This window comes from Acidovorax sp. T1, assembly GCF_002176815.1.
Taxonomy (GTDB): Bacteria; Pseudomonadota; Gammaproteobacteria; order Burkholderiales; family Burkholderiaceae_C; genus Acidovorax.
The window spans coordinates 3911307-3929435 of sequence record NZ_CP021648.1 but is presented as its reverse complement, the minus strand read 5'-3'; the positions used below and the strand labels follow the sequence as shown (position 1 = coordinate 3929435).

Below are 18129 nucleotides of genomic sequence, written 5' to 3'. Positions count from 1 at the left end.
TTTGCGCGCTATTTTGGCCCATCGAAACGGCCCCACGCCAGGAAGGGAAGCGCAAAAAGTAAAATCGCGGGTTCCACCTACCGCGGTGCAGCGGGCGCAGCCCGCCACCCAGCACCTCCAACACCATGAAACCCATCCAGATCGGCGTGGTCATGGGTTCCAGCAGCGACTGGGACACCATGCAGCATGCAGTGCAGATTCTTGAACAGTTCGGCATCGCCCACGAGGCCCGGGTGGTGTCGGCCCACCGCATGCCCGACGACATGTTTGCCTATGCCGAGGCCGCCGCCGGCCGGGGCCTGAAAGCCATCATCGCCGGGGCCGGCGGCGCCGCCCACCTGCCCGGCATGATCGCCGCCAAGACGCCTGTGCCCGTGCTGGGCGTGCCGGTGGCCAGCCGCCACCTGCAGGGCGTGGATTCGCTGCACAGCATTGTGCAAATGCCCAAGGGCATTCCCGTGGCCACCTTTGCCATCGGCACCGCGGGCGCCGCCAACGCGGCCTTGTTTGCCGTGGCCCTGCTGGCCAACGAAAGCCCCGAGCTGCGCCAGCGCCTGGAAGCCTTCCGCGCCGAGCAGACGGAAGTGGCCCGCAACATGACCCTGCCGCCCGCCGCATGAGCGCCGACAACACTTTGGCACCGCTGCTGCCTGGCGCCACGCTGGGTGTTCTGGGCGGCGGCCAGCTGGGCCGCATGTTGGTGCACCAGGCGCAGGCCATGGGCTACTTCACCGCCGTGCTCGACGCCGACCCCACCAGCCCGGCCGGGCTGGTGAGCCACCACCATATCCAGACGGGTTACGACGACCCGCAGGGCCTGGCCGAGCTGGCCCGCCTGTCGGATGCGGTGACCACCGAATTCGAGAACGTGCCCGCCGCCGCGCTGGCCACGCTTGCAGCCCAGCGCCCGGTGTCGCCCGCCGCCAGTGCTGTGGCCGTGGCGCAAGACCGGGCCCGCGAAAAGGCCCACTTTGTGGCCTGTGGCGTGCCCTGCGCGCCTTATGCGGTGATCGAAACGGCGGAGCAATTGGCGGCTACCTCCCCGGATCTACTGCCCGGCATTCTGAAAACCGCCCGCATGGGCTACGACGGCAAGGGCCAGGTGCGCGTCAAAACCGCCGCCGAGCTGGCCGCCGCCTGGGCTTCGGTCGGCCAGGTGCCCTGCGTGCTGGAGAAGATGCTGCCGCTGGCGCTGGAATGCTCGGTGATTGTGGCGCGCGGTGCCGATGGCGCCATGGTGCACCTGCCCGTGCAGCGCAACCTGCACCGTGACGGCATTCTGGCCGTGACCGAGGTTTATGAAGGAAATCTGCCTCTAGCGCTTGCTGTACAAGCGGTAGCAGCTGCGAAATCGGTAGCAGAAGGCCTGCAGTATGTGGGCGTGCTCTGCGTGGAGTTCTTCGTGCTGCAGGACGGCAGCCTGGTGGTCAACGAAATCGCCCCGCGCCCGCACAACAGCGGCCACTGCAGCCAGAACGCCTGCGACGTGTCGCAGTTTGAGCTGCAGGTGCGCACCATGGCCCGCCTGCCGCTGACGCAGCCGCGCCAGCACAGCCCCGCCGTCATGCTCAACCTGCTGGGCGACCTGTGGTTTGCCCACGGCGATGCGGCGCAGACGCCCCCCTGGGCCGCCGTGCTGGCCCTGCTGGGCACGCACCTGCACCTGTACGGCAAGCGCGAGGCCAAGCGCGGCCGCAAGATGGGGCACCTCAATGTCACCGGCCCCACGCCGGAAGCCGCCCGCGCCACGGCCCTGCAGGCGGCGGCCTTGCTGGGCATCGCAGCGTTCTGACCATGATCCTGGACGGCACCCGGCCCGAATCCATCGCCGCCGCCGCGCGGGCCGTGCGCAGCGGCGCGCTGCTGGGCCTGCCCACCGAAACCGTCTATGGTCTGGCGGCCGACGCCAGCAGCGATGCGGCCGTGGCGCAGATCTTTGCCGCCAAGGGCCGGCCCAGCGACCATCCGCTGATCGTGCATGTGGCCGATGCCTCGGGCATTGCGCACTTCGCCAGTGACGTGCCCGGCTTTGCGCAAAAGCTGGTCGATGCCTTCTGGCCTGGCCCGCTCACCCTGATCCTGCCGCGCCGGCCCGGCGTGGCCACCGCCGCCACCGGCGGCCAGGACAGCGTGGGCCTGCGCTGCCCCGCGCACCCCGTGGCGCACGCGCTGCTGGTGGCCTGCGCCGCACCCGGCGATGCGGCCACCCAGGGCGGCCCGCCCGTGTGGGGCGTGGCCGCGCCCAGCGCCAACCGCTTTGGCCGCGTGAGCCCCACCACCGCCCGGCATGTGCAAGACGAGCTGGGGGCCGAGCTGCTGGTGCTCGACGGCGGGCCCTGCGCCGTGGGCATTGAAAGCACCATCGTGGACTGCACGCGCGGCGTGCCCGTGCTGCTGCGCCCGGGTGCCATCACGCGCTCGCAGATTGCGGTGGCCTGCGGCATTGCCCCGCTATCGAAAGAAGAGCTTCCTGCGCTTACCCCGCGTGCTTCAGGCACGCTGGAGGCCCACTATGCCCCCACCGCCAAGGTGCGCCTGATGGACGCCAAGGCCCTGCAAACCGCGCTGGACCTGCTGGGCGCCGACGCCGCCCACATCGCCGTCTATGCCCGCAGCGCACTGCGCACGCGCTCGTCCCGGCTGGTCATGCGCCGCATGCCCGACGACGCCACCGCCACCGCGCAACAGCTTTTTGCCGTGCTGCGCAGCTTTGACGACCAGGCCGTGAAACTGATCTGGATCGAGACCCCGCCCGCCACCCCCGCATGGGAAGGCGTGCGCGACCGGCTGCAACGCGCTGCTGCAGCCTGAACCTGCTTTACAGGCCTGGGTTTTGCGCCGCTAAACTAACCCCCACTTTTCTGGAGAAATACATGGCAACAAATTGGATGCGCCGCACCGTGATGGTCGCCGCATGTGCGTCGGCAGCGTTGCTCGCGGCCTGTGGTTCGAGCACCATCGAGTCGGCACTCACGCCCGACCGCTTCATTGCCTTTGGCGATGCCTTCAGCGATGTGGGACAAAATGGCTCGCGCTACACCGTCAACGATGGCTCCATCAATAACTGGACGCAGCAACTGGCGTCGCGCTACGGCAAGACGATCACGCCGGTGGCCTCGGGCGGCCTGAGCTATGCCACGGGCAATGCGCGCGTCACGGCCAAGCCCGATGTGGCTGGCGATACCTCCACCCTCACCGTCACCGAGCAGATCGACCGTTTTCTGGCGGGCGGCAGCTTCACTGCCAACGATGTGGTGTTCGTCAACGCCGGGACCAGCGACGTGATTGCGGGCGTGGCGGCCGTGCGCGCCGGCACGCTCTCTTCCGCGGACATGCTGGTCGAGGCCCGCAAGGCCGGCCAGGAACTGGCAACGCAGGTGCGCCGCCTTGTCACGGCGGGAGCCAAGCAAGTGGTGGTGATCGGCCCCTACGACATGAGCAAGTCAGTCTGGGCCGCCGCCATCAACGAGGCGTCCTTGCTCCAGAATGCCAGCACCAGTTTCAACACCGGCCTGTCGGTAGGCATCGTCGATCTGGGCGCGAATGTGCTCTCTATCGATGCTGCCTACTACGTGAACCTGTTCACCAACTCCCCCGGCTCCTACGGGTTTGACAACGCCACCGCGGCGGTGTGCACCTCGGTGGATGCGGGCAACGGCATTGGCATCGGCACCGGCCAGGTCAACTCGGCCTTGTGCATTGCTGCCACCTTGCTCCCCAGTGCCAACCAGAACAAATATGTGTTTGCCGACGCGGTCTATCTGACGCCCTCGGCCCACCGCCAGCTGGGCGACTACGCGTACGACCGCCTGCGGGCCCGCTGGTAAGCCGCCCGGGGCACCAGCCACAAGCCGACCTCTTGGGGTCGGCTTTTTTCATGCATGCAGCGTGCGCTGCCTATTCCAGCGCCACGCCCTGCGTGAAGGTGCTGTACATGCATCCGTGAGATGCCGCTGACGCTGCGCCGCGCCATGGTGTGTTGCGCATCCGGGGCTACTGATCGCGCGCGGTCCAGTCCACCAGCGCATCGAGCACCGGCCGCGCGGCGCCTGCCTGCGGGTGGTTGACGATGGCCACCAGCACATAGCGGCGGCCGCTGGCGGCGTGCACATAGCCCGCAACCGCCATCACGTCGCGCAGGCTGCCGGTCTTGAGGTGGGCGGCGCCCGCGCGGCTTTGGCTGCGGCGCAGCGTGCCGTCCACGCCGGCAATCGGCAGCGAGGCCACCAGCTCGGGCATCACCGGCGACTGCCAGGCCCGCTGCAGCATGCGCGCCAGGGCCTGTGCGCTGATGCGTGCCTCGCGGCTCAGGCCGGCGCCGTTATCAGGGGCAGGCGGCTCGGCATCGCCCAGGCGGGCCTGCCACCACTGGCGCAAGGCTGCACGGGCGCCGTCGAACGTGGCCACGCCGTTCTGGCGCAACGCCAGTGTGAGAAACAGCTGCTGCGCCATCACGTTGTTGCTGTATTTGTTCACATCGCGCACAACCTCGGCCAGCGCGGGCGATGTGGCGCTGAAGGCCGGCTGGAGCCGCGCAGGCACCGCGCCATCGCGCACGGTGCCCGTGAGCTTGCCGCCCAGCTCGCGCCACAAGCCCTCCACCGCGCGGGCCGCAAACCCCTTGGGATCAGGAAACGCCGCCGCCCACACGCGCTCGCCACAGCGGGCCGGATAGACGCCCTGGAACGCGGCGCGCGCCGGGTCCGACAGCTCGGCCCGCACGGCGGCGCGCCAATCGCCACATTCAGCGCTTGGCGCCGCCAGCGGCACCGTGGCCTGGCGCTGCACGCCGGCGAGCGGCGGGTCGTACTGGATGCGCGCCAGCCCGGCGGCGGCATCGGGCACAAAGGTCATGACCACGGCGTTGTAGTTCAGCAGCAAGGCATCGGGCGCCGCGTTGTAGGGGCGCAGCGGCTCGCCGTCGAAGCGGGCGGCATCATGCTCGGGCACGTCAAAGGCGCTGCGGTCCAGCACGATGTCACCCACGATGGTGTGGATGCCCTGGCCCTGCAGGCGGCGCAGCAGCAGCCACAGGCGCTCCATCACCAGCTTGGGATCGCCCTGCCCCTGGATATAGACGTTGCCCTTCAGGCTGCCGCCTTGCACCTGGCCATCCACATACACGGGCGTGTTCCAGGTGTAGGCGGGGCCGAGCAGGTCGAGCGCCGCATAGGTGGTCACGAGCTTCATGACCGAGGCGGGGTTCATGGCCACCTGCGCCTGGTGCGCCAGCCGCGCAGCCTGGCGACCGCCCTGGGCATCCACCACCAGCACCGACAAAGCATCCCGGGGCAGGCGGGCGCGCACCAGCGCCGCCTCCACCTCGGCGGGCAGCGGCCCTGTCGCCTGCGCCCGGGCAGCCCCCGCCACGGTGAGCAGGCCCACCAACCCACAGAAAAACCACCAGCGCAAGGCTGCTGCGCGGCAGCCGACAGAGACACACATCATCGGCCAAGTCTATCGCCGGGCGAATGGCGCAGATCGGCGCATCCGGCAACGCACCGGCGTGCCCCTGATAATTGCAACCCGCACCCAGACCTACCCGGCCCCATGAACCTGCTTGCTTTTGATACCAGCACTGACACTCTCTCCATCGCCGTGCAGGCCGCAGATGCCGTGTGGCAACACACCGGGCCGGGTGGCGCGCAGGCCTCGGCCACGCTGATTCCCGCCATCAGCGCGCTGCTGGCGCAGGCGGGGCTGTCTTTTGCCACGCTGGACACCATTGTGTTTGGCCGTGGGCCGGGGTCGTTCACCGGCCTGCGCACGGCCTGCGCGGTGGCCCAGGGGCTGGCCTTTGGTGCACGCGGCGGCGCGGGCGTGCCGGTGCTGCCAGTGGACACCTTGCTTGCCGTGGCCGAGGAAGCCCGCCACCAGCATGGCTGCACCCAGGTGGTGGCCGCGCTGGACGCTCGCATGGACGAGGTGTATGTGGCGCACTGCGAATGGCTGCCAGCCCAGCACGGCGCTGCCGGCCACTGGCGCACCGATGGCGACTTTGGCCTGTGCGCCCCCGAGGCAGTGCAGGTGCCCGCGGGCTGGACACTGGCGGGCAACGCCCGCGCCGCCTACGCCGAGCGCCTGGCCCCCGGCGCCCTGCACGCCAGCGCGCTGCCCACCGCCACGGCCCTGCTGCGCCTGGCGCCCGCTTTGCTCGCGGCCGGCGGCGCGGTGCCGGCCAGCGAAGCTCTGCCCCGCTACATCCGCGATAAAGTGGCATACACCGCTGCAGAGCGGGCTGCGATGCGTGCCGCCCAGGCCGCACAAGCCACCTAAGCCCCCACAGACACCATGAGCGCCGTCTTCTCGCCCCCCGCCAACGCCCCCGAGGCACGCTTCGAGCCGCTCACGCTGGCGCGGCTGGACGACGTGCTCGACGTGGAACACAGCGCCTATTCCCACCCCTGGACGCGCGGCAACTTCACCGACGCCATGGCCTCGGGCTACCAGACCCAGCTGCTGATGGCGGGCGAGCAGCTGCTGGGTTACTTTGTGGCGATGATGGGAGTGGACGAGGTGCATCTGCTCAATATCACCGTGGCCCCGGCCTACCAGAAGCAGGGCTGGGCCCGGGTGTTGCTGGACGCCCTGGCGCTGTGGTCGCGCGGGCGTGGCGCCCAATGGCTGTGGCTGGAAGTGCGTGTGAGCAACGAGCGCGCCCTGCATATTTACCAGGCCCATGGTTTTCGCCGCGTGGGCGAGCGCAAGCGCTACTACCCGGCTCCCGCAGGCCAGCGCGAGGACGCCGTGGTCATGAGCCTGCCGCTGTGAGTCCACCACTGCCCACCATGAACCTCTTTGCACCTGCCCTTGTGAGCCCACCGCTATGAGCCTTCACCTCGATGCGCGCCAGCGCGCCATGCTGCAAGAGATGGGGGTCACTGTCTGGGCACCCTCTGAAGCGCCGACGCCGACGCCAGCGGCGGACCCCGTGGCCGTTTCCGTTTCCGTTTCCGTTTCGGTGCGCGACGCGCGGACTGCTACCGTCGCGCCCCCTGCGCCGGTGGCTGCGGCAGACACCCGCACCGAGCCGGCACCTCGCCCCGTGCGGGAACGTGCAGCCCCCGCCAGCGCCGCCCCTGCAGCCGTGCCGCCAGTGCCGCAGGGCGGCAGCGCGGCACCCGCGTTGATCCTGCATGCGGCGCAGGCGCTGTACCCCACGGCCGATCCCGCACAGACACCGGCTGAGCTGGGAGCGGGCTGGCTGGTGGTGGCCGAATGCCTCTCGCCCACCGAGCCGCTGGCGGGCGAAGCCGGCCGCCTGCTCGAAAACATGCTGCGGGCCATGCGGCTGCACCGCCACCCCCGCGTTTATCTGGCAGCGCTGGAGCGCCCCCAGCCCGGCAGCACCGCCGAAGCCATCGAGATCGCCCCCGCATTGAACGACATGGTGACCACACTGCGCCCCGCCATGGTGCTGGTGCTCGGCCATGTGGCGGCCCGGGCGGCCCTGGCGCGCACCGAACCCCTGGGCCGCCTGCGCGCCGAGCTGCACCAGCTGGCGGGCTGCCCGGCCATCGTCACCTACGACCCCGCCTTCTTGTTGCGCGCGCAGGGCAACAAGGCCGCCGCCTGGGCCGATCTGTGCCGTGCGCTAGCGCTGGTGCACGCTGCCGCCGCACGCGCGTAGATCGTGAACACGTTCTTGAAACCCACTTTTCCCGCCGGCCCGCGTCACACGGGCGCCATTAACGCAGTGCCATAATCCGCAGCCTGAACTTTGACGGAGAAACCCCGTGGAAACCTACCCGAGTTGGTAGCTTTCAGCTCCCCGGCCTGCCGTGGGGGATGAAAGCACCCCAAGCCCCACTGCAGATGCCACCTACCAAGGGAGTGAGCCATGCTCAATATCTTTTCGCTCGCCAATGGCCGGCTGTTCCAGGAAGAAATCGAATCCCTGGAAGAACTCACCCGCTTCCAGCCCATCTGGGTTGATCTGGAAAACCCCACGCTCGAAGAAAAGCGCTGGATCAAGCAGCACTACGGCCTGTCCATCCCCGAAGACGCGATGGACGAGGACATCGAGGAATCCGCCCGCTTCTACGAAGAAGACAACGGCGACCTGCACATCCGCAGCGACTTTCTCATTGACGACAACGAGCAGCCACGCTCGGTGCGCGTGGCCTTCATCCTGAACCTGACCAACCCCGACCTGAAAAGCAAGGGCGTTCTGTTCTCGATCCACGACGAAGACGTGCCCGTGTTCCGCCTGCTGCGTATGCGCGCACGCCGCGCGCCGGGCCTGATCGAGGACGCCAAGGAAGTGCTGCTGGCGCTGTTCGACGCCGACGCCGAGTATTCCGCCGACACGCTGGAAAACATCTACGACGAGCTGGAGAAGGTGAGCAAGCAGGTGCTGGCCGGCGACGTGACCGACAGCCGCGCCGGCGAAGTGCTGGCCGCCATCGCCCGCCAGGAAGACTTGAACGGCCGCATCCGCCGCAACGTGATGGACACGCGCCGCGCCGTCAGCTTCATGATGCGCAGCAAAATGCTCAATTCCGATCAGTTCGAGGAGGCCCGCCAGATCCTGCGCGACATCGAGTCACTGGACAACCACACGGCCTTCCTGTTCGACAAGATCAACTTCTTGATGGATGCCACGGTCGGCTTCATCAACATCAACCAGAACAAGATCATCAAGATCTTCTCGGTGGCCAGCGTGGCGCTGCTGCCGCCCACGCTGATCGCCAGTGTGTACGGCATGAACTTCCAGTACATGCCCGAACTGGCCAAGGAGTGGGGCTACCCCTATGCGCTGCTGCTGATGCTGGCCAGCGCACTGGGCCCCATGTGGTATTTCCGCAAGCGCGGCTGGTTGAAGTAGCCCCCCTGCGCAGGCAGGCTTGGAGCCGCGGCCTCTCAGCCCCCGAGGGGGGACGCCTCTAGCGGCCCGGCAAAGCCGGATCCGCGGTGGCACTGGCCTTGGGGCGCGCCGGTTTCAACGGATGGTCAATCTGCCTCTGGCACTTACCAATTAAGTGCTAGCAGCTATTTATTTCATAGTCTTTGTAAAAACGCCTGCACCATGTGGTCGGCGTAGCGGCTGGCCACGGTCTGCACGAACAGCGCGAAGTCGGCATGCGCGGCATCGTCGGCGCGGTCGGAGATGGTGCGCACCGCCGCAAACGGCACGCCATAGTCCAGGCACACCTGGGCCACGGCGGCGCCTTCCATTTCCACGGCCAGCACATCGTGGCCCGCTGCGCGCAGCGCGGTGCGCAGCTGGTCGGACTCGTGCGCGGCCGAGACAAAGCGGTCGCCGCTGGCCATCAGGCCGTGGTGCACCTGCGGGGCTGTTCGGACAAAATTTGCATCAAATAGCCCGTGAGCGCTTGCCGTACAAGCGTAAGCAGCTTCCAAAAGAAGAGCAGACAAAGCCCCATCGCAGGCCAGCCGCGCCCGCGCGTAGCCCGGCAGTTCCCAGCGCGGGAACAGGGGCGAGGCGTCCATGTCGTGCTGCACATAGTCTTGCGCCACCACCACGTCGCCCACCCGCACGCCATCGCCCACCCCGCCGGCCACGCCTGTGAACACGATGCGGGCCGCGCCAAACCGCTCGATGAGCGCCGTGGCCGTGGTGGCGGCCGCCACCTTGCCAATGCCCGAAAGCGCCAGCACCACGCTGTGGCCGTGCAGCGACCCGGTCCAGAAAACACGCCCCGCATGCACCCTGCGCTGGGGCTGCTGCAAGGTGGCGACAAGGCCCGATTGCTCTTCGGCAAGTGCGCTGAGGATGGCGGTGGTCATGGGCCCCGTTATTTCTTGTCGCGCAGTTCGCGGCGCAGGATTTTCCCCACGGGCGTCTTGGGCAACTCGGTGCGGAACTCGATCACCTTGGGCTGCTTGTACCCCGTGAGCTCGTGGCGGCAGAATGCACGCACATCGTCCTCGGTGAGGTCTGGCGACTTCTTGACAATCACCAGCTTGATGGCCTCGCCCGATTTCTCGTCGGGCACTCCCACCACGGCGCATTCCAGAACGCCGGGGCAGTTGGCCACCACTTCCTCGACTTCGTTGGGGTAGACGTTGAAACCGCTGACCAGCACCATGTCCTTCTTGCGGTCCACGATCTTGAAATATCCGCGCTCGTCCACGATGCCGATATCGCCGGACTTGAAGTAGCCGTCTTCGGTCATGGCCTTGGCGGTTTCGTCAGGCCGTTGCCAGTAGCCGGCCATCACCTGCGGGCCCTTGATCACGATCTCGCCGGGCTGGCCGATAGTGGTGACCTCATGGCCCTCATCGTCGATCAGCTTCATATAAGTGCTGGGCAAGGGCACACCGATGGTGCCGGTGAATTCCTTGGCGGTCACGGGATTGCAGCTGGCCGAGGGGCTGGTTTCCGACAGGCCGTAGCCCTCGCAGATGGGGCAACCGGTTTTTTCGAGCCAGAGTTTGGCCACGGCGCCTTGCACGGCCATGCCGCCGCCTACCGAGACCTTGAGGTTCTTCCAGTTGACGGTGTTGAAGTCGGGGTGGTTGGCCAGGCCGTTGAACAGCGTGTTCACGGCCGGGAAACTGTGGAAGCGGTGCTTGGACAGCTCCTTGAGCACCGCCGGCAGGTCGCGCGGGTTGGGGATCAGGATGGTCTTGCCGCCCGTGCGCATGGACAGCATCATGTTCACCGTGAACGCGAAGATGTGGTACAGCGGCAGCGCACAGATGCTGGTGGGCTGTTCGCCGGCAGGCACCGTCTGCATGACCGGGTCGTTCCAGGCCTCGGACTGCAGCACATTGGCGATCACGTTGCGGTGCAGCAGGATGGCGCCCTTGCTCACGCCGGTGGTTCCGCCGGTGTATTGCAGCAGCGCGATGTCATCGGGCTTGATGTCGGGCTTTTTGAACGTGCCGCGAGAACCCTGGGCCACCGCGTCATTGAAACGCACTGCGGCGGGCAGGTTGTAGGCGGGCACCATCTTCTTGATATTGCGCACCACATAGTTGACCAGCGTCCCCTTGAGCAAGCCCAGTTGATCGCCCATGGCGCACAGCACCACATGCTTGATGGGCGTGTGGGCAATGCAATGCTCCAGTGTGGTGGCGAAGTTCTCGATGATGACGATGGCCTTGGCGCCCGAGTCCTTCAACTGGTGCTCCAGCTCGCGCGGGGTGTACAGCGGGTTCACATTGACCACGACAAAGCCGGCACGCAGAACAGCCGCCACCGCGACGGGGTATTGCGGCACGTTGGGCATCATGATGGCGACGCGGTCGCCCTTGACCAGGCCCAGGCTCTGCAGGTAGGTAGCAAAAGCGTTGCTCAACGACTCTGTCTGGGCAAAGGTGATTTCCTTGCCCATGAAGCTGTAAGCCACACGGTCGGCGTACTTGTGAAAGGCCTCCTCCATCAGTGCCACCAGGGACGGGTACTGCCCAGGGTCGATATCGGCGGGAACGCCCGTCGGGTAGCTCTTGAGCCAAATGCGGTCGGTCATTTCCAAGTCTCCTGCTCTTTTTTGTCGCGAATGGAAAACCGTGCCGAATGATTTTGCACGGTCGTGCTATTTTTTCGGGGATTATGCCCTGTCAGCTCTTGAGCGCCTGCAGCACCTCGTCGAGCATCTTCTTGGCGTCGCCAAACAGCATGCGGTTGTTTTCCTTGTAGAAAAGCGGGTTGTCCACGCCCGCGTAGCCCGAGGCCATGGAGCGCTTCATGACGATCGAGGTCTTGGCCTTCCACACCTCCAGCACCGGCATGCCGGCGATCGGGCTGGCCGGGTCTTCGAGGGCGCTGGGGTTCACGATGTCGTTGGCGCCAATGACCATGGCCACGTCGGCATCGGGAAAGTCCTCGTTGATCTCGTCCATCTCCATCACGATGTCGTAGGGCACCTTGGCCTCGGCCAGCAGCACGTTCATGTGGCCGGGCATGCGGCCTGCCACTGGGTGGATGGCAAAGCGCACGTTGATGCCTTTTTCGCGCAGGGTTTTGGTGATCTCGTACACCGTGTGCTGCGCCTGGGCCACGGCCATTCCGTAGCCGGGCACGATGATCACGCTCTTGGCATCGCGCAGCAGCTCGGCCGTCTCGGCGGAGCTGGCGGGCACGGCCTCGCCCTGCGGTTTGGCGGCATCACCCTTCTTGGCGGGCGTGCCAGCACCCGAGCCAAAACCGCCCGCGATCACGCTGAGGAAGTTGCGGTTCATCGCGTTGCACATGATGTAGCTCAGGATGGCGCCCGAGGAGCCCACGAGCGCGCCCGTGACGATGAGCAGGTCGTTGGACAGCATGAAGCCCGTGGCCGCCGCCGCCCAGCCCGAATAGCTGTTGAGCATGGACACCACCACCGGCATGTCGGCACCACCAATGGCCATGACCATGTGGATGCCGAACAGAAGGGCAATCACCGTCATCACGACCATCGGCACCATGCCTTGCTCCACGGTCTCGGCGCGCAGGAACTCGCGGCCAAACCAGATCACGATCATCAGCGCGGCCAGGTTGAGCCAGTGGCGGCCAGGCAGCAGCAGCGGCTTGCCGCCTATCTTGCCGTTGAGCTTGCCGAAGGCAATCAGCGAGCCGCTGAAGGTGACGGCGCCAATCAGGATGCCGACGTAGATTTCCACCTCATGGATGGTTTTTTCCACGCCTTCGAGCTGGATGGATGTATCCACATAGCTGGCAAAGCCCACCAGGCAGGCCGCCAGGCCCACCAGGCTGTGCATGAGGGCGACCAGTTCGGGCATCTGGGTCATCTTGACGACCTTGGCCGCATACAGGCCGATGCCGCCGCCAATGGCCAGGGCGCCGACGATCCAGGCTATTCCCGAGGGGCTGACGCGCGGGCCGAACACCGTGGCCAGCACGGCCAGCGCCATGCCGATCATGCCGAACAGGTTGCCCCGGCGCGAGGTTTCGGGGTTGGAGAGCCCACCCAGGCTCAGGATGAACAAAATGGCCGCGCCCAGGTAGGCAACGGTGGCGAGACTTTGGGACATGCTCTGTGCTCCTTGTGTTCTTGTTGTGATGGAGTTACTTGCGGAACATGGCCAGCATGCGGCGCGTGACCGCAAAGCCGCCGAACATGTTGATGGCCGTGAGCACCAGAGCGGCAAAGGCCAGCCAGAGGATGAGCCCGTCCGGGCGCCCGTTGACACCCGCATCGGGCGGTGCAATCTGCACCAACGCGCCGATGGCGATGATGCTGGAGATGGCGTTGGTCACGCTCATCAGCGGCGTGTGCAGCGCAGGTGTGACGTTCCACACCACCATGTAGCCGATGAAGCAGGCCAGCACAAACACGGTGAAGTGCCCCAGGAAGGCCACGGGCGCATAGGCACCGATGGCCCAGAACACCACGGCCAGCACGGCAAAAACAATGGTCAATGTCTTGGCGGACATGGGGGCGCCCGGACCGTGGCTGGATTTCTTCACGGTCGCGGGGGCTGCCGCAGCCTTGGGTGCGGGCGCAGGGGCCTGCTTGAGCGGCGGCGCGGGCCAGGTGATAGCGCCCTCCTTGATCACGGTGAGACCCCGGATCGCGTCGTCTTCCATGTTGACCATGGCCACGCCGTCCTTGGCCTTGCACAGCTCTTCGGTCAGGCGCAGCAGGTTGGTGGCGTACAGCGTGGACGACTGCTTGGCCAGGCGCGAAGCCAGGTCGGTGTAGCCGACGATGGTCACACTATGGCGCACCACGGCCTGGCCGGGCACGGTCAGCTCGCAGTTGCCGCCCTGCTCGGCGGCCATGTCCACGATCACGCTTCCGGGCTTCATGCTCTGCACCATCTCGGCCGTGATGAGTTTGGGCGCAGGTTTGCCGGGGATCAGCGCGGTGGTGATGATGATGTCGGCATCCTTGGCCTGCTCTGCGTACATCTTGCGCTGCGCGGTCTGGAAGCCTTCACTCATGACCTTGGCGTAGCCGCCGCCACCCGAGCCTTCTTCTTCGTAGTCCACCTTGACGAACTCGCCGCCCAGTGACTTGACCTGGTCGGCCACCTCGGCGCGCGTGTCGTTGGCACGCACGATGGCGCCCAGATTGGCCGCGGTACCAATGGCGGCCAAGCCCGCCACGCCAGCGCCTGCAATGAACACCTTGGCAGGCGGTACCTTGCCCGCTGCCGTGATCTGGCCATTGAAGAAGCGACCAAAGGCGTTGGCCGCCTCAATGACGGCACGGTAGCCGCTGACGCCTGCGGTGGACGTGAGCGCGTCCATCTTCTGGGCACGGCTCAGCGTGCGCGGCAGGCAGTCGATGGCCAGTACCGTGGCCTTGCGGGCCGCCAGCTGCTGCATCAGCTCGGGGTTCTGGGCGGGCCAGATGAAATCGATGAGCGTCGTGCCCTCGCGCATCAGCGCCACTTCGTCGCTGCTGGGCGGGCGCACCTTGAAGACGATGTCTGATGCAGCCCATAGTGCGGCGGCGTCGCCGACGATCTGGGCGCCCGCGGCGCGGAAGGCGTCGTCACTGAAATTGGCGGCATCCCCGGCGCCGGACTCCACCGTGACGGTGAAGCCCAGCTTGATCAGCTTCTCCACCACATCGGGCACGGTGGCCACGCGCTTTTCGCCGGGGAAGGTTTCCCTGGGCACGCCAATGCGCTGTGGCTGCGGGATGGGGCTTGTCTGCATCAGAGTTCTCCTCAAGTTTCGTAACCGTTATGCCAGGCCGTCAGACAAGGGGCTGGCGTGCGCGAGTGACTGGAAAGGGGCGCAGAAAACAGAAGCAGCGAAATGATCAAGCGGGTAATTTTTGAAGGCGACTTGGTATCAGGCATTTCGCACGGCGCCCACCCGGGCAATCTGACCGCGAGCTTACATGAAGAAAATTGAATGCCTATGCATTCACACCATGCGATGACGGTGCACCTGTACTTTCCCGCCACAAGCCAAAAAAAAGCCGGTGACACACAGTTCACCGGCTTGCTTCCGGGGCCACAGACTGCGGCCCTGCAGCGCAGATCAATTCACCCGTTGTGCCAGCGCCCCCGAGGCGTATTGAGCAGCCACGACCTGCAAGCTGTGGCCCTTGATCTTGGCGCCCTGGCCTTCACAGCCAAACTCGATGTAGCGCTGTTTACAAATGGCCTTGGCGGCTTCCCGCGCGGGCTTGAGCCATTCGCGGGCATCGAACTTTTCGGGGTTCTCGGCCAGGAACTTGCGCACCGCGCCGGTCATGGCCAAACGGATGTCGGTGTCGATGTTGATCTTGCGCACACCATGCTTGATGGCTTCCTGGATCTCTTCGACAGGCACGCCGTAGGTTTCCTTCATCTTGCCGCCGTACTGGTTGATGATGGCCAGCAGCTCGGCGGGCACCGACGAGGAGCCGTGCATGACGAGGTGGGTGTTGGGAATGCGCAGGTGGATTTCCTTGACACGGCTGATGGCCAGGATATCGCCCGTGGGCTTGCGGCTGAACTTGTAGGCGCCATGGCTGGTGCCAATCGCAATGGCCAGCGCGTCGAGTTGCGTGGCCTTGACGAAGGTGGCGGCTTCTTCGGGGTCGGTCAGCATCTGGCTGTGGTCCAGCTTGCCCTCGGCGCCAATGCCGTCTTCCTCACCGGCTTCCCCAGTTTCCAGGTTGCCCAGGCAGCCCAGTTCGCCTTCCACGGTGACGCCCACCTTGTGCGCCATGTCCACCACCTTGCGGGTGACTTCCACGTTGTAGTCGAAAGATGACGGCGTCTTGCCGTCTTCCATCAGCGAGCCGTCCATCATCACCGAGCCGAAGCCCAGATCAATGGCGCCCTGGCACACCTTGGGCGAGGTGCCGTGGTCCTGGTGCATCACCAGCGGAATATGGGGATACATCTCGGCCGCCGCCTGGATCAGGTGCTTGATGAAGGCCTCGCCCGCGTATTTGCGCGCACCGGCGCTGGCCTGGAGGATCACCGGGGCGCCCACCTCGTCGGCAGCGGCCATCACGGCCTGCACCTGCTCCAGATTGTTGACGTTGAAGGCAGGAATGCCATAGCCATTGGTGGCAGCATGGTCGAGCAGTTCGCGCATCGAGACGAGGGGCATGGTCGTGAAGTCCGTTCAGGGTTGATGGGGAGCTGACAGGCAGCCGCTGCGGTGGTAACCGCTTGGTAACCTGGATTTTACCCGGCTGCTACGGCGGCAGGTGGCGGAAAATCCAGACGGTAGCAGGTGGTGAATGGCGCTGGCGCGGCTGCTGCGCCAAAGGCGCCCCCGTGCATTTGCGCCACGCGCAGCACGATTTCATGCCCCAGGTGCAGGCTGTCCACCGGGCGCGCCACCCTCGCGTGGTCCCCATCCGCCTGGACGCGCTTGCCGTCGTCACACACCTGCAACCAGGCCGCCCCGGTGTCGGACTGCCCGATCTGCACGGAAATCCGGGTACCAGGCGGGGTGTGCTTGAGGGCGTTTTCGACCAGATTGCGCACCGCCAGGTCCAGCAGCACCGCATGCCCCATCAGTTCCAGCGTGTCGGGCGCCACCAGGGCAATCTCGCCCCCCCGCTTCCATGCGGCCTGCGCATAGTCGGCGCATACCGCGCGCGCCGTGGCAGCCAGGTCCACCGGCGCCTTGGCTTCGTGCAACTGCGCGCGGCTGGCCCGTGCCAACGCCAGCAACTGGTTCAGCACATGCCCTGCACGCAGGGCGTCCTGCCCGATCTGTGCCACTGCCTGCGCCTGCGCCTGCGGGGCGAGCCCCCCTCCCAGCGCACTGGCCTGCAACGCAATGGAAGACAGCGGTGTGCGCAACTCGTGGGCCACTTCATTGGCCAGACGCCGCTCGCGCACCAGTGCGTCCTGCTGCCGGTCCAGCAAGGTGTTGATAGAGGCCACCACCGATTCGAATTCACTCCATGCGTGGCGTGACGCGAGACGCTGCGTGCTCGCGGGGTCCAGCGCGGCCACGTCCGCAGACAGGGCATACAAGGGCCGCAAGCCGCGCCGCAAGGCCAGGCCCAGGGCCAGCGCCACCACGGGCAGCAGCCACAAGCCGGGCTCGACCATCTGCTCGGCGATGTCCTGTGCCAGTTCGTCACGCTCGCGCAACTCCAGCAGCACCATGACCTTGCGGGTCTTGGAACCATCCCATTGCGAAAAACTACGCCAGGCCACGGCCTGCGGCCCCAGGCGCAAGTCGGCAAACCCCTCCGCAACACCAAAGGGGGGCAAGGGCGCGCTGCCGCTTTGCGCCAGCACACGCCCGGCGGCATCCCACTGCACGACGCTGATGGACTGCTGGTAGTCATGCGATTTGAGCCACGGCGTCGGCGCGCGCTGCGTGGTAACGGACGTCTCCACGGACTCGGAAGCGCGCAGGTTGATGAGCAGCGCCGCCACACTGGCCAGATGTCCATCGGTCAGCTCATCCGCTTCGTGCACACCGGCGCGGTATCCCATGAACACAAAGCTGCCCCACACCAACACCAGAGCGCCCAGAGACCACAGCAGCAGATGCCGGGTCAGGGAATGGCGACCCGCTCCCGGCGCCGGCATCACAAGGCCTCCTGCGGCATGAAGTAGCCCACGCCCCGCATGGTCTGGATGCACCCGCTGCCCAGCTTGCGGCGAAGATGGTGGATGTGCACTTCCACCGCGTTGCTCTCGATGGCCGATTGCCAGCTGTACAAGCGCTCTTCGATCTGCTGGCGTGACAGCACGCGGCCTCGGGCCTGCAGCAGCACCAGCAGCACCGAAAACTCGCGCGGCGACATCTCGACCGGTTTGCCATCCTGCATCACCGTGCGTGCAGCCGGGTCCACTTCGATATCCCCGTAGCGGATGGTGGGCGAGGCCCGGCCCGCCGCACGGCGCAGCAGCGCACGCAAACGGGCGTCGAGTTCATCAACATCAAAGGGCTTGACCAGATAGTCGTCGGCACCCTGGTCCAGGCCGGCAATGCGCTGGCTGACCAGATCACGGGCCGTCACGATGAGCACCGGGGTTGCGGGGTCGGGCAGTGTCGGCGCGCCCGCCGCCAGGCCCGCAGCGGCCGGGCTGGTGCGCAGCCGCTGCAGCAATTCGCTGCCTTCACCGTCGGCCAGCCCCAGGTCCAGCAGCACGGCATCAAAGCGCTCGGCGCGCAAGGCGCTCCAGGCCGAGGCAACGCCATCGCACACATCCACGGCATAACCGCGTTGCTGCAGATTGGTGCGCAGCCCGTCGGCAATGCCCGCATCATCTTCCACCACAAGGATTCGCATG

General features: G+C 66.4%; 16 protein-coding genes. 8 read left to right on the top strand and 8 right to left on the bottom strand.

The features are described from left to right. The first annotated feature begins 125 nt into the window (after positions 1–125). The 4 genes from purE (at position 126) to CCX87_RS18250 (ending at position 3827) form a co-directional block, all read left to right on the top strand. Positions 126–620 carry a 5-(carboxyamino)imidazole ribonucleotide mutase gene (gene purE, locus CCX87_RS18265; RefSeq protein WP_086913670.1) on the top strand — a complete coding sequence of 165 codons (495 nt, stop codon included), beginning with the start codon at positions 126–128 and terminating at the stop codon, positions 618–620. Continuing rightward, positions 617–1792, top strand: a complete 1176-nt coding sequence (locus CCX87_RS18260; RefSeq protein WP_087747970.1) for a 5-(carboxyamino)imidazole ribonucleotide synthase — start codon at positions 617–619, stop codon at positions 1790–1792. The genes purE and CCX87_RS18260 overlap by 4 nt, the downstream gene beginning before the upstream one ends. Positions 1793–1794: 2 nt before the next feature. Next, a complete protein-coding gene (locus tag CCX87_RS18255; RefSeq protein ID WP_087747969.1) occupies positions 1795–2811 on the top strand; it encodes an L-threonylcarbamoyladenylate synthase in 1017 nt (338 codons plus the stop codon). A gap of 62 nt (positions 2812–2873) precedes the next feature. Continuing rightward, the gene (locus CCX87_RS18250) at positions 2874–3827 is read left to right on the top strand and encodes an SGNH/GDSL hydrolase family protein (RefSeq protein ID WP_087747968.1); all 954 of its coding nucleotides are present in this window, start codon (positions 2874–2876) and stop codon (positions 3825–3827) included. A gap of 166 nt (positions 3828–3993) precedes the next feature. On the opposite strand, the gene dacB is transcribed toward CCX87_RS18250, so the two are convergent. Continuing rightward, positions 3994–5448 carry a D-alanyl-D-alanine carboxypeptidase/D-alanyl-D-alanine endopeptidase gene (dacB, locus tag CCX87_RS18245; RefSeq protein WP_442857476.1) on the bottom strand — a complete coding sequence of 485 codons (1455 nt, stop codon included), beginning with the start codon at positions 5446–5448 and terminating at the stop codon, positions 3994–3996. Positions 5449–5550: 102 nt separating this feature from the next. On the opposite strand from dacB, the gene tsaB reads away from it, so the two are divergent. The 4 genes from tsaB (at position 5551) to corA (ending at position 8827) form a co-directional block, all read left to right on the top strand. Next, positions 5551–6276 carry a tRNA (adenosine(37)-N6)-threonylcarbamoyltransferase complex dimerization subunit type 1 TsaB gene (gene tsaB / locus CCX87_RS18240; RefSeq protein ID WP_087747967.1) on the top strand — a complete coding sequence of 242 codons (726 nt, stop codon included), beginning with the start codon at positions 5551–5553 and terminating at the stop codon, positions 6274–6276. 15 nt (positions 6277–6291) lie between these two features. Further along, positions 6292–6771, top strand: a complete 480-nt coding sequence (rimI, locus tag CCX87_RS18235) for a ribosomal protein S18-alanine N-acetyltransferase (RefSeq protein ID WP_087747966.1) — start codon at positions 6292–6294, stop codon at positions 6769–6771. A 55-nt stretch (positions 6772–6826) separates the two neighbouring features. Further along, positions 6827–7630: a uracil-DNA glycosylase family protein gene (locus tag CCX87_RS18230; protein WP_198314733.1), complete on the top strand. Its 804-nt coding sequence runs from the start codon at positions 6827–6829 to the stop codon at positions 7628–7630. 210 nt (positions 7631–7840) lie between these two features. Next, a complete protein-coding gene (gene corA / locus CCX87_RS18225) occupies positions 7841–8827 on the top strand; it encodes a magnesium/cobalt transporter CorA (RefSeq protein ID WP_087747965.1) in 987 nt (328 codons plus the stop codon). A 173-nt stretch (positions 8828–9000) separates the two neighbouring features. Here the strand turns inward: corA and CCX87_RS18220 are convergent, their stop codons facing one another. The 7 genes from CCX87_RS18220 to CCX87_RS18190 form a co-directional block, all read right to left on the bottom strand. Next, complete coding sequence (locus CCX87_RS18220; protein WP_087747964.1) at positions 9001–9750, bottom strand: 5'-methylthioadenosine/adenosylhomocysteine nucleosidase; 750 nt, start codon at positions 9748–9750, stop codon at positions 9001–9003. Positions 9751–9758: 8 nt separating this feature from the next. After that, complete coding sequence (locus CCX87_RS18215) at positions 9759–11438, bottom strand: long-chain-fatty-acid--CoA ligase (RefSeq protein WP_087747963.1); 1680 nt, start codon at positions 11436–11438, stop codon at positions 9759–9761. A gap of 91 nt (positions 11439–11529) precedes the next feature. Further along, the gene (gene pntB, locus CCX87_RS18210) at positions 11530–12942 is read right to left on the bottom strand and encodes a Re/Si-specific NAD(P)(+) transhydrogenase subunit beta (protein WP_087747962.1); all 1413 of its coding nucleotides are present in this window, start codon (positions 12940–12942) and stop codon (positions 11530–11532) included. Between the two features lie 34 nt (positions 12943–12976). Continuing rightward, positions 12977–14578, bottom strand: a complete 1602-nt coding sequence (locus tag CCX87_RS18205; protein ID WP_087747961.1) for a Re/Si-specific NAD(P)(+) transhydrogenase subunit alpha — start codon at positions 14576–14578, stop codon at positions 12977–12979. Between the two features lie 330 nt (positions 14579–14908). Beyond that, positions 14909–15973, bottom strand: coding sequence for a class II fructose-bisphosphate aldolase (fba, locus tag CCX87_RS18200; protein ID WP_087747960.1), 1065 nt, complete (start codon positions 15971–15973; stop codon positions 14909–14911). A 77-nt stretch (positions 15974–16050) separates the two neighbouring features. Then, positions 16051–17421 (bottom strand): histidine kinase dimerization/phospho-acceptor domain-containing protein, encoded by a 1371-nt coding sequence (locus tag CCX87_RS18195; RefSeq protein ID WP_087747959.1) that lies wholly within the window; start codon positions 17419–17421, stop codon positions 16051–16053. After that, on the bottom strand, positions 17421–18128 hold the full coding sequence (locus CCX87_RS18190; RefSeq protein ID WP_087747958.1) for a response regulator: 708 nt from the start codon (positions 18126–18128) through the stop codon (positions 17421–17423). Before CCX87_RS18190 ends, CCX87_RS18195 begins: the two co-directional genes overlap by 1 nt. Position 18129 lies beyond the last annotated feature (1 nt).

Excerpts from the sequence above, each read along its gene's own strand:
- purE (WP_086913670.1), top strand. The coding sequence starts at position 126 with ATGAAACCCATCCAGATCGGCGTGGTCATGGGTTCCAGCAGCGACTGG.
- corA (WP_087747965.1), top strand. The coding sequence starts at position 7,841 with ATGCTCAATATCTTTTCGCTCGCCAATGGCCGGCTGTTCCAGGAAGAA.
- CCX87_RS18190 (WP_087747958.1), bottom strand. The coding sequence starts at position 18,128 with ATGCGAATCCTTGTGGTGGAAGATGATGCGGGCATTGCCGACGGGCTG.
- pntB (WP_087747962.1), bottom strand. The coding sequence starts at position 12,942 with ATGTCCCAAAGTCTCGCCACCGTTGCCTACCTGGGCGCGGCCATTTTG.
- CCX87_RS18195 (WP_087747959.1), bottom strand. The coding sequence starts at position 17,421 with ATGCCGGCGCCGGGAGCGGGTCGCCATTCCCTGACCCGGCATCTGCTG.
- CCX87_RS18215 (WP_087747963.1), bottom strand. The coding sequence starts at position 11,438 with ATGACCGACCGCATTTGGCTCAAGAGCTACCCGACGGGCGTTCCCGCC.
- CCX87_RS18260 (WP_087747970.1), top strand. The coding sequence starts at position 617 with ATGAGCGCCGACAACACTTTGGCACCGCTGCTGCCTGGCGCCACGCTG.
- fba (WP_087747960.1), bottom strand. The coding sequence starts at position 15,973 with ATGCCCCTCGTCTCGATGCGCGAACTGCTCGACCATGCTGCCACCAAT.
- CCX87_RS18250 (WP_087747968.1), top strand. The coding sequence starts at position 2,874 with ATGGCAACAAATTGGATGCGCCGCACCGTGATGGTCGCCGCATGTGCG.
- CCX87_RS18230 (WP_198314733.1), top strand. The coding sequence starts at position 6,827 with ATGAGCCTTCACCTCGATGCGCGCCAGCGCGCCATGCTGCAAGAGATG.
- dacB (WP_442857476.1), bottom strand. The coding sequence starts at position 5,448 with ATGATGTGTGTCTCTGTCGGCTGCCGCGCAGCAGCCTTGCGCTGGTGG.
- rimI (WP_087747966.1), top strand. The coding sequence starts at position 6,292 with ATGAGCGCCGTCTTCTCGCCCCCCGCCAACGCCCCCGAGGCACGCTTC.
- CCX87_RS18220 (WP_087747964.1), bottom strand. The coding sequence starts at position 9,750 with ATGACCACCGCCATCCTCAGCGCACTTGCCGAAGAGCAATCGGGCCTT.
- CCX87_RS18205 (WP_087747961.1), bottom strand. The coding sequence starts at position 14,578 with ATGCAGACAAGCCCCATCCCGCAGCCACAGCGCATTGGCGTGCCCAGG.
- CCX87_RS18255 (WP_087747969.1), top strand. The coding sequence starts at position 1,795 with ATGATCCTGGACGGCACCCGGCCCGAATCCATCGCCGCCGCCGCGCGG.
- tsaB (WP_087747967.1), top strand. The coding sequence starts at position 5,551 with ATGAACCTGCTTGCTTTTGATACCAGCACTGACACTCTCTCCATCGCC.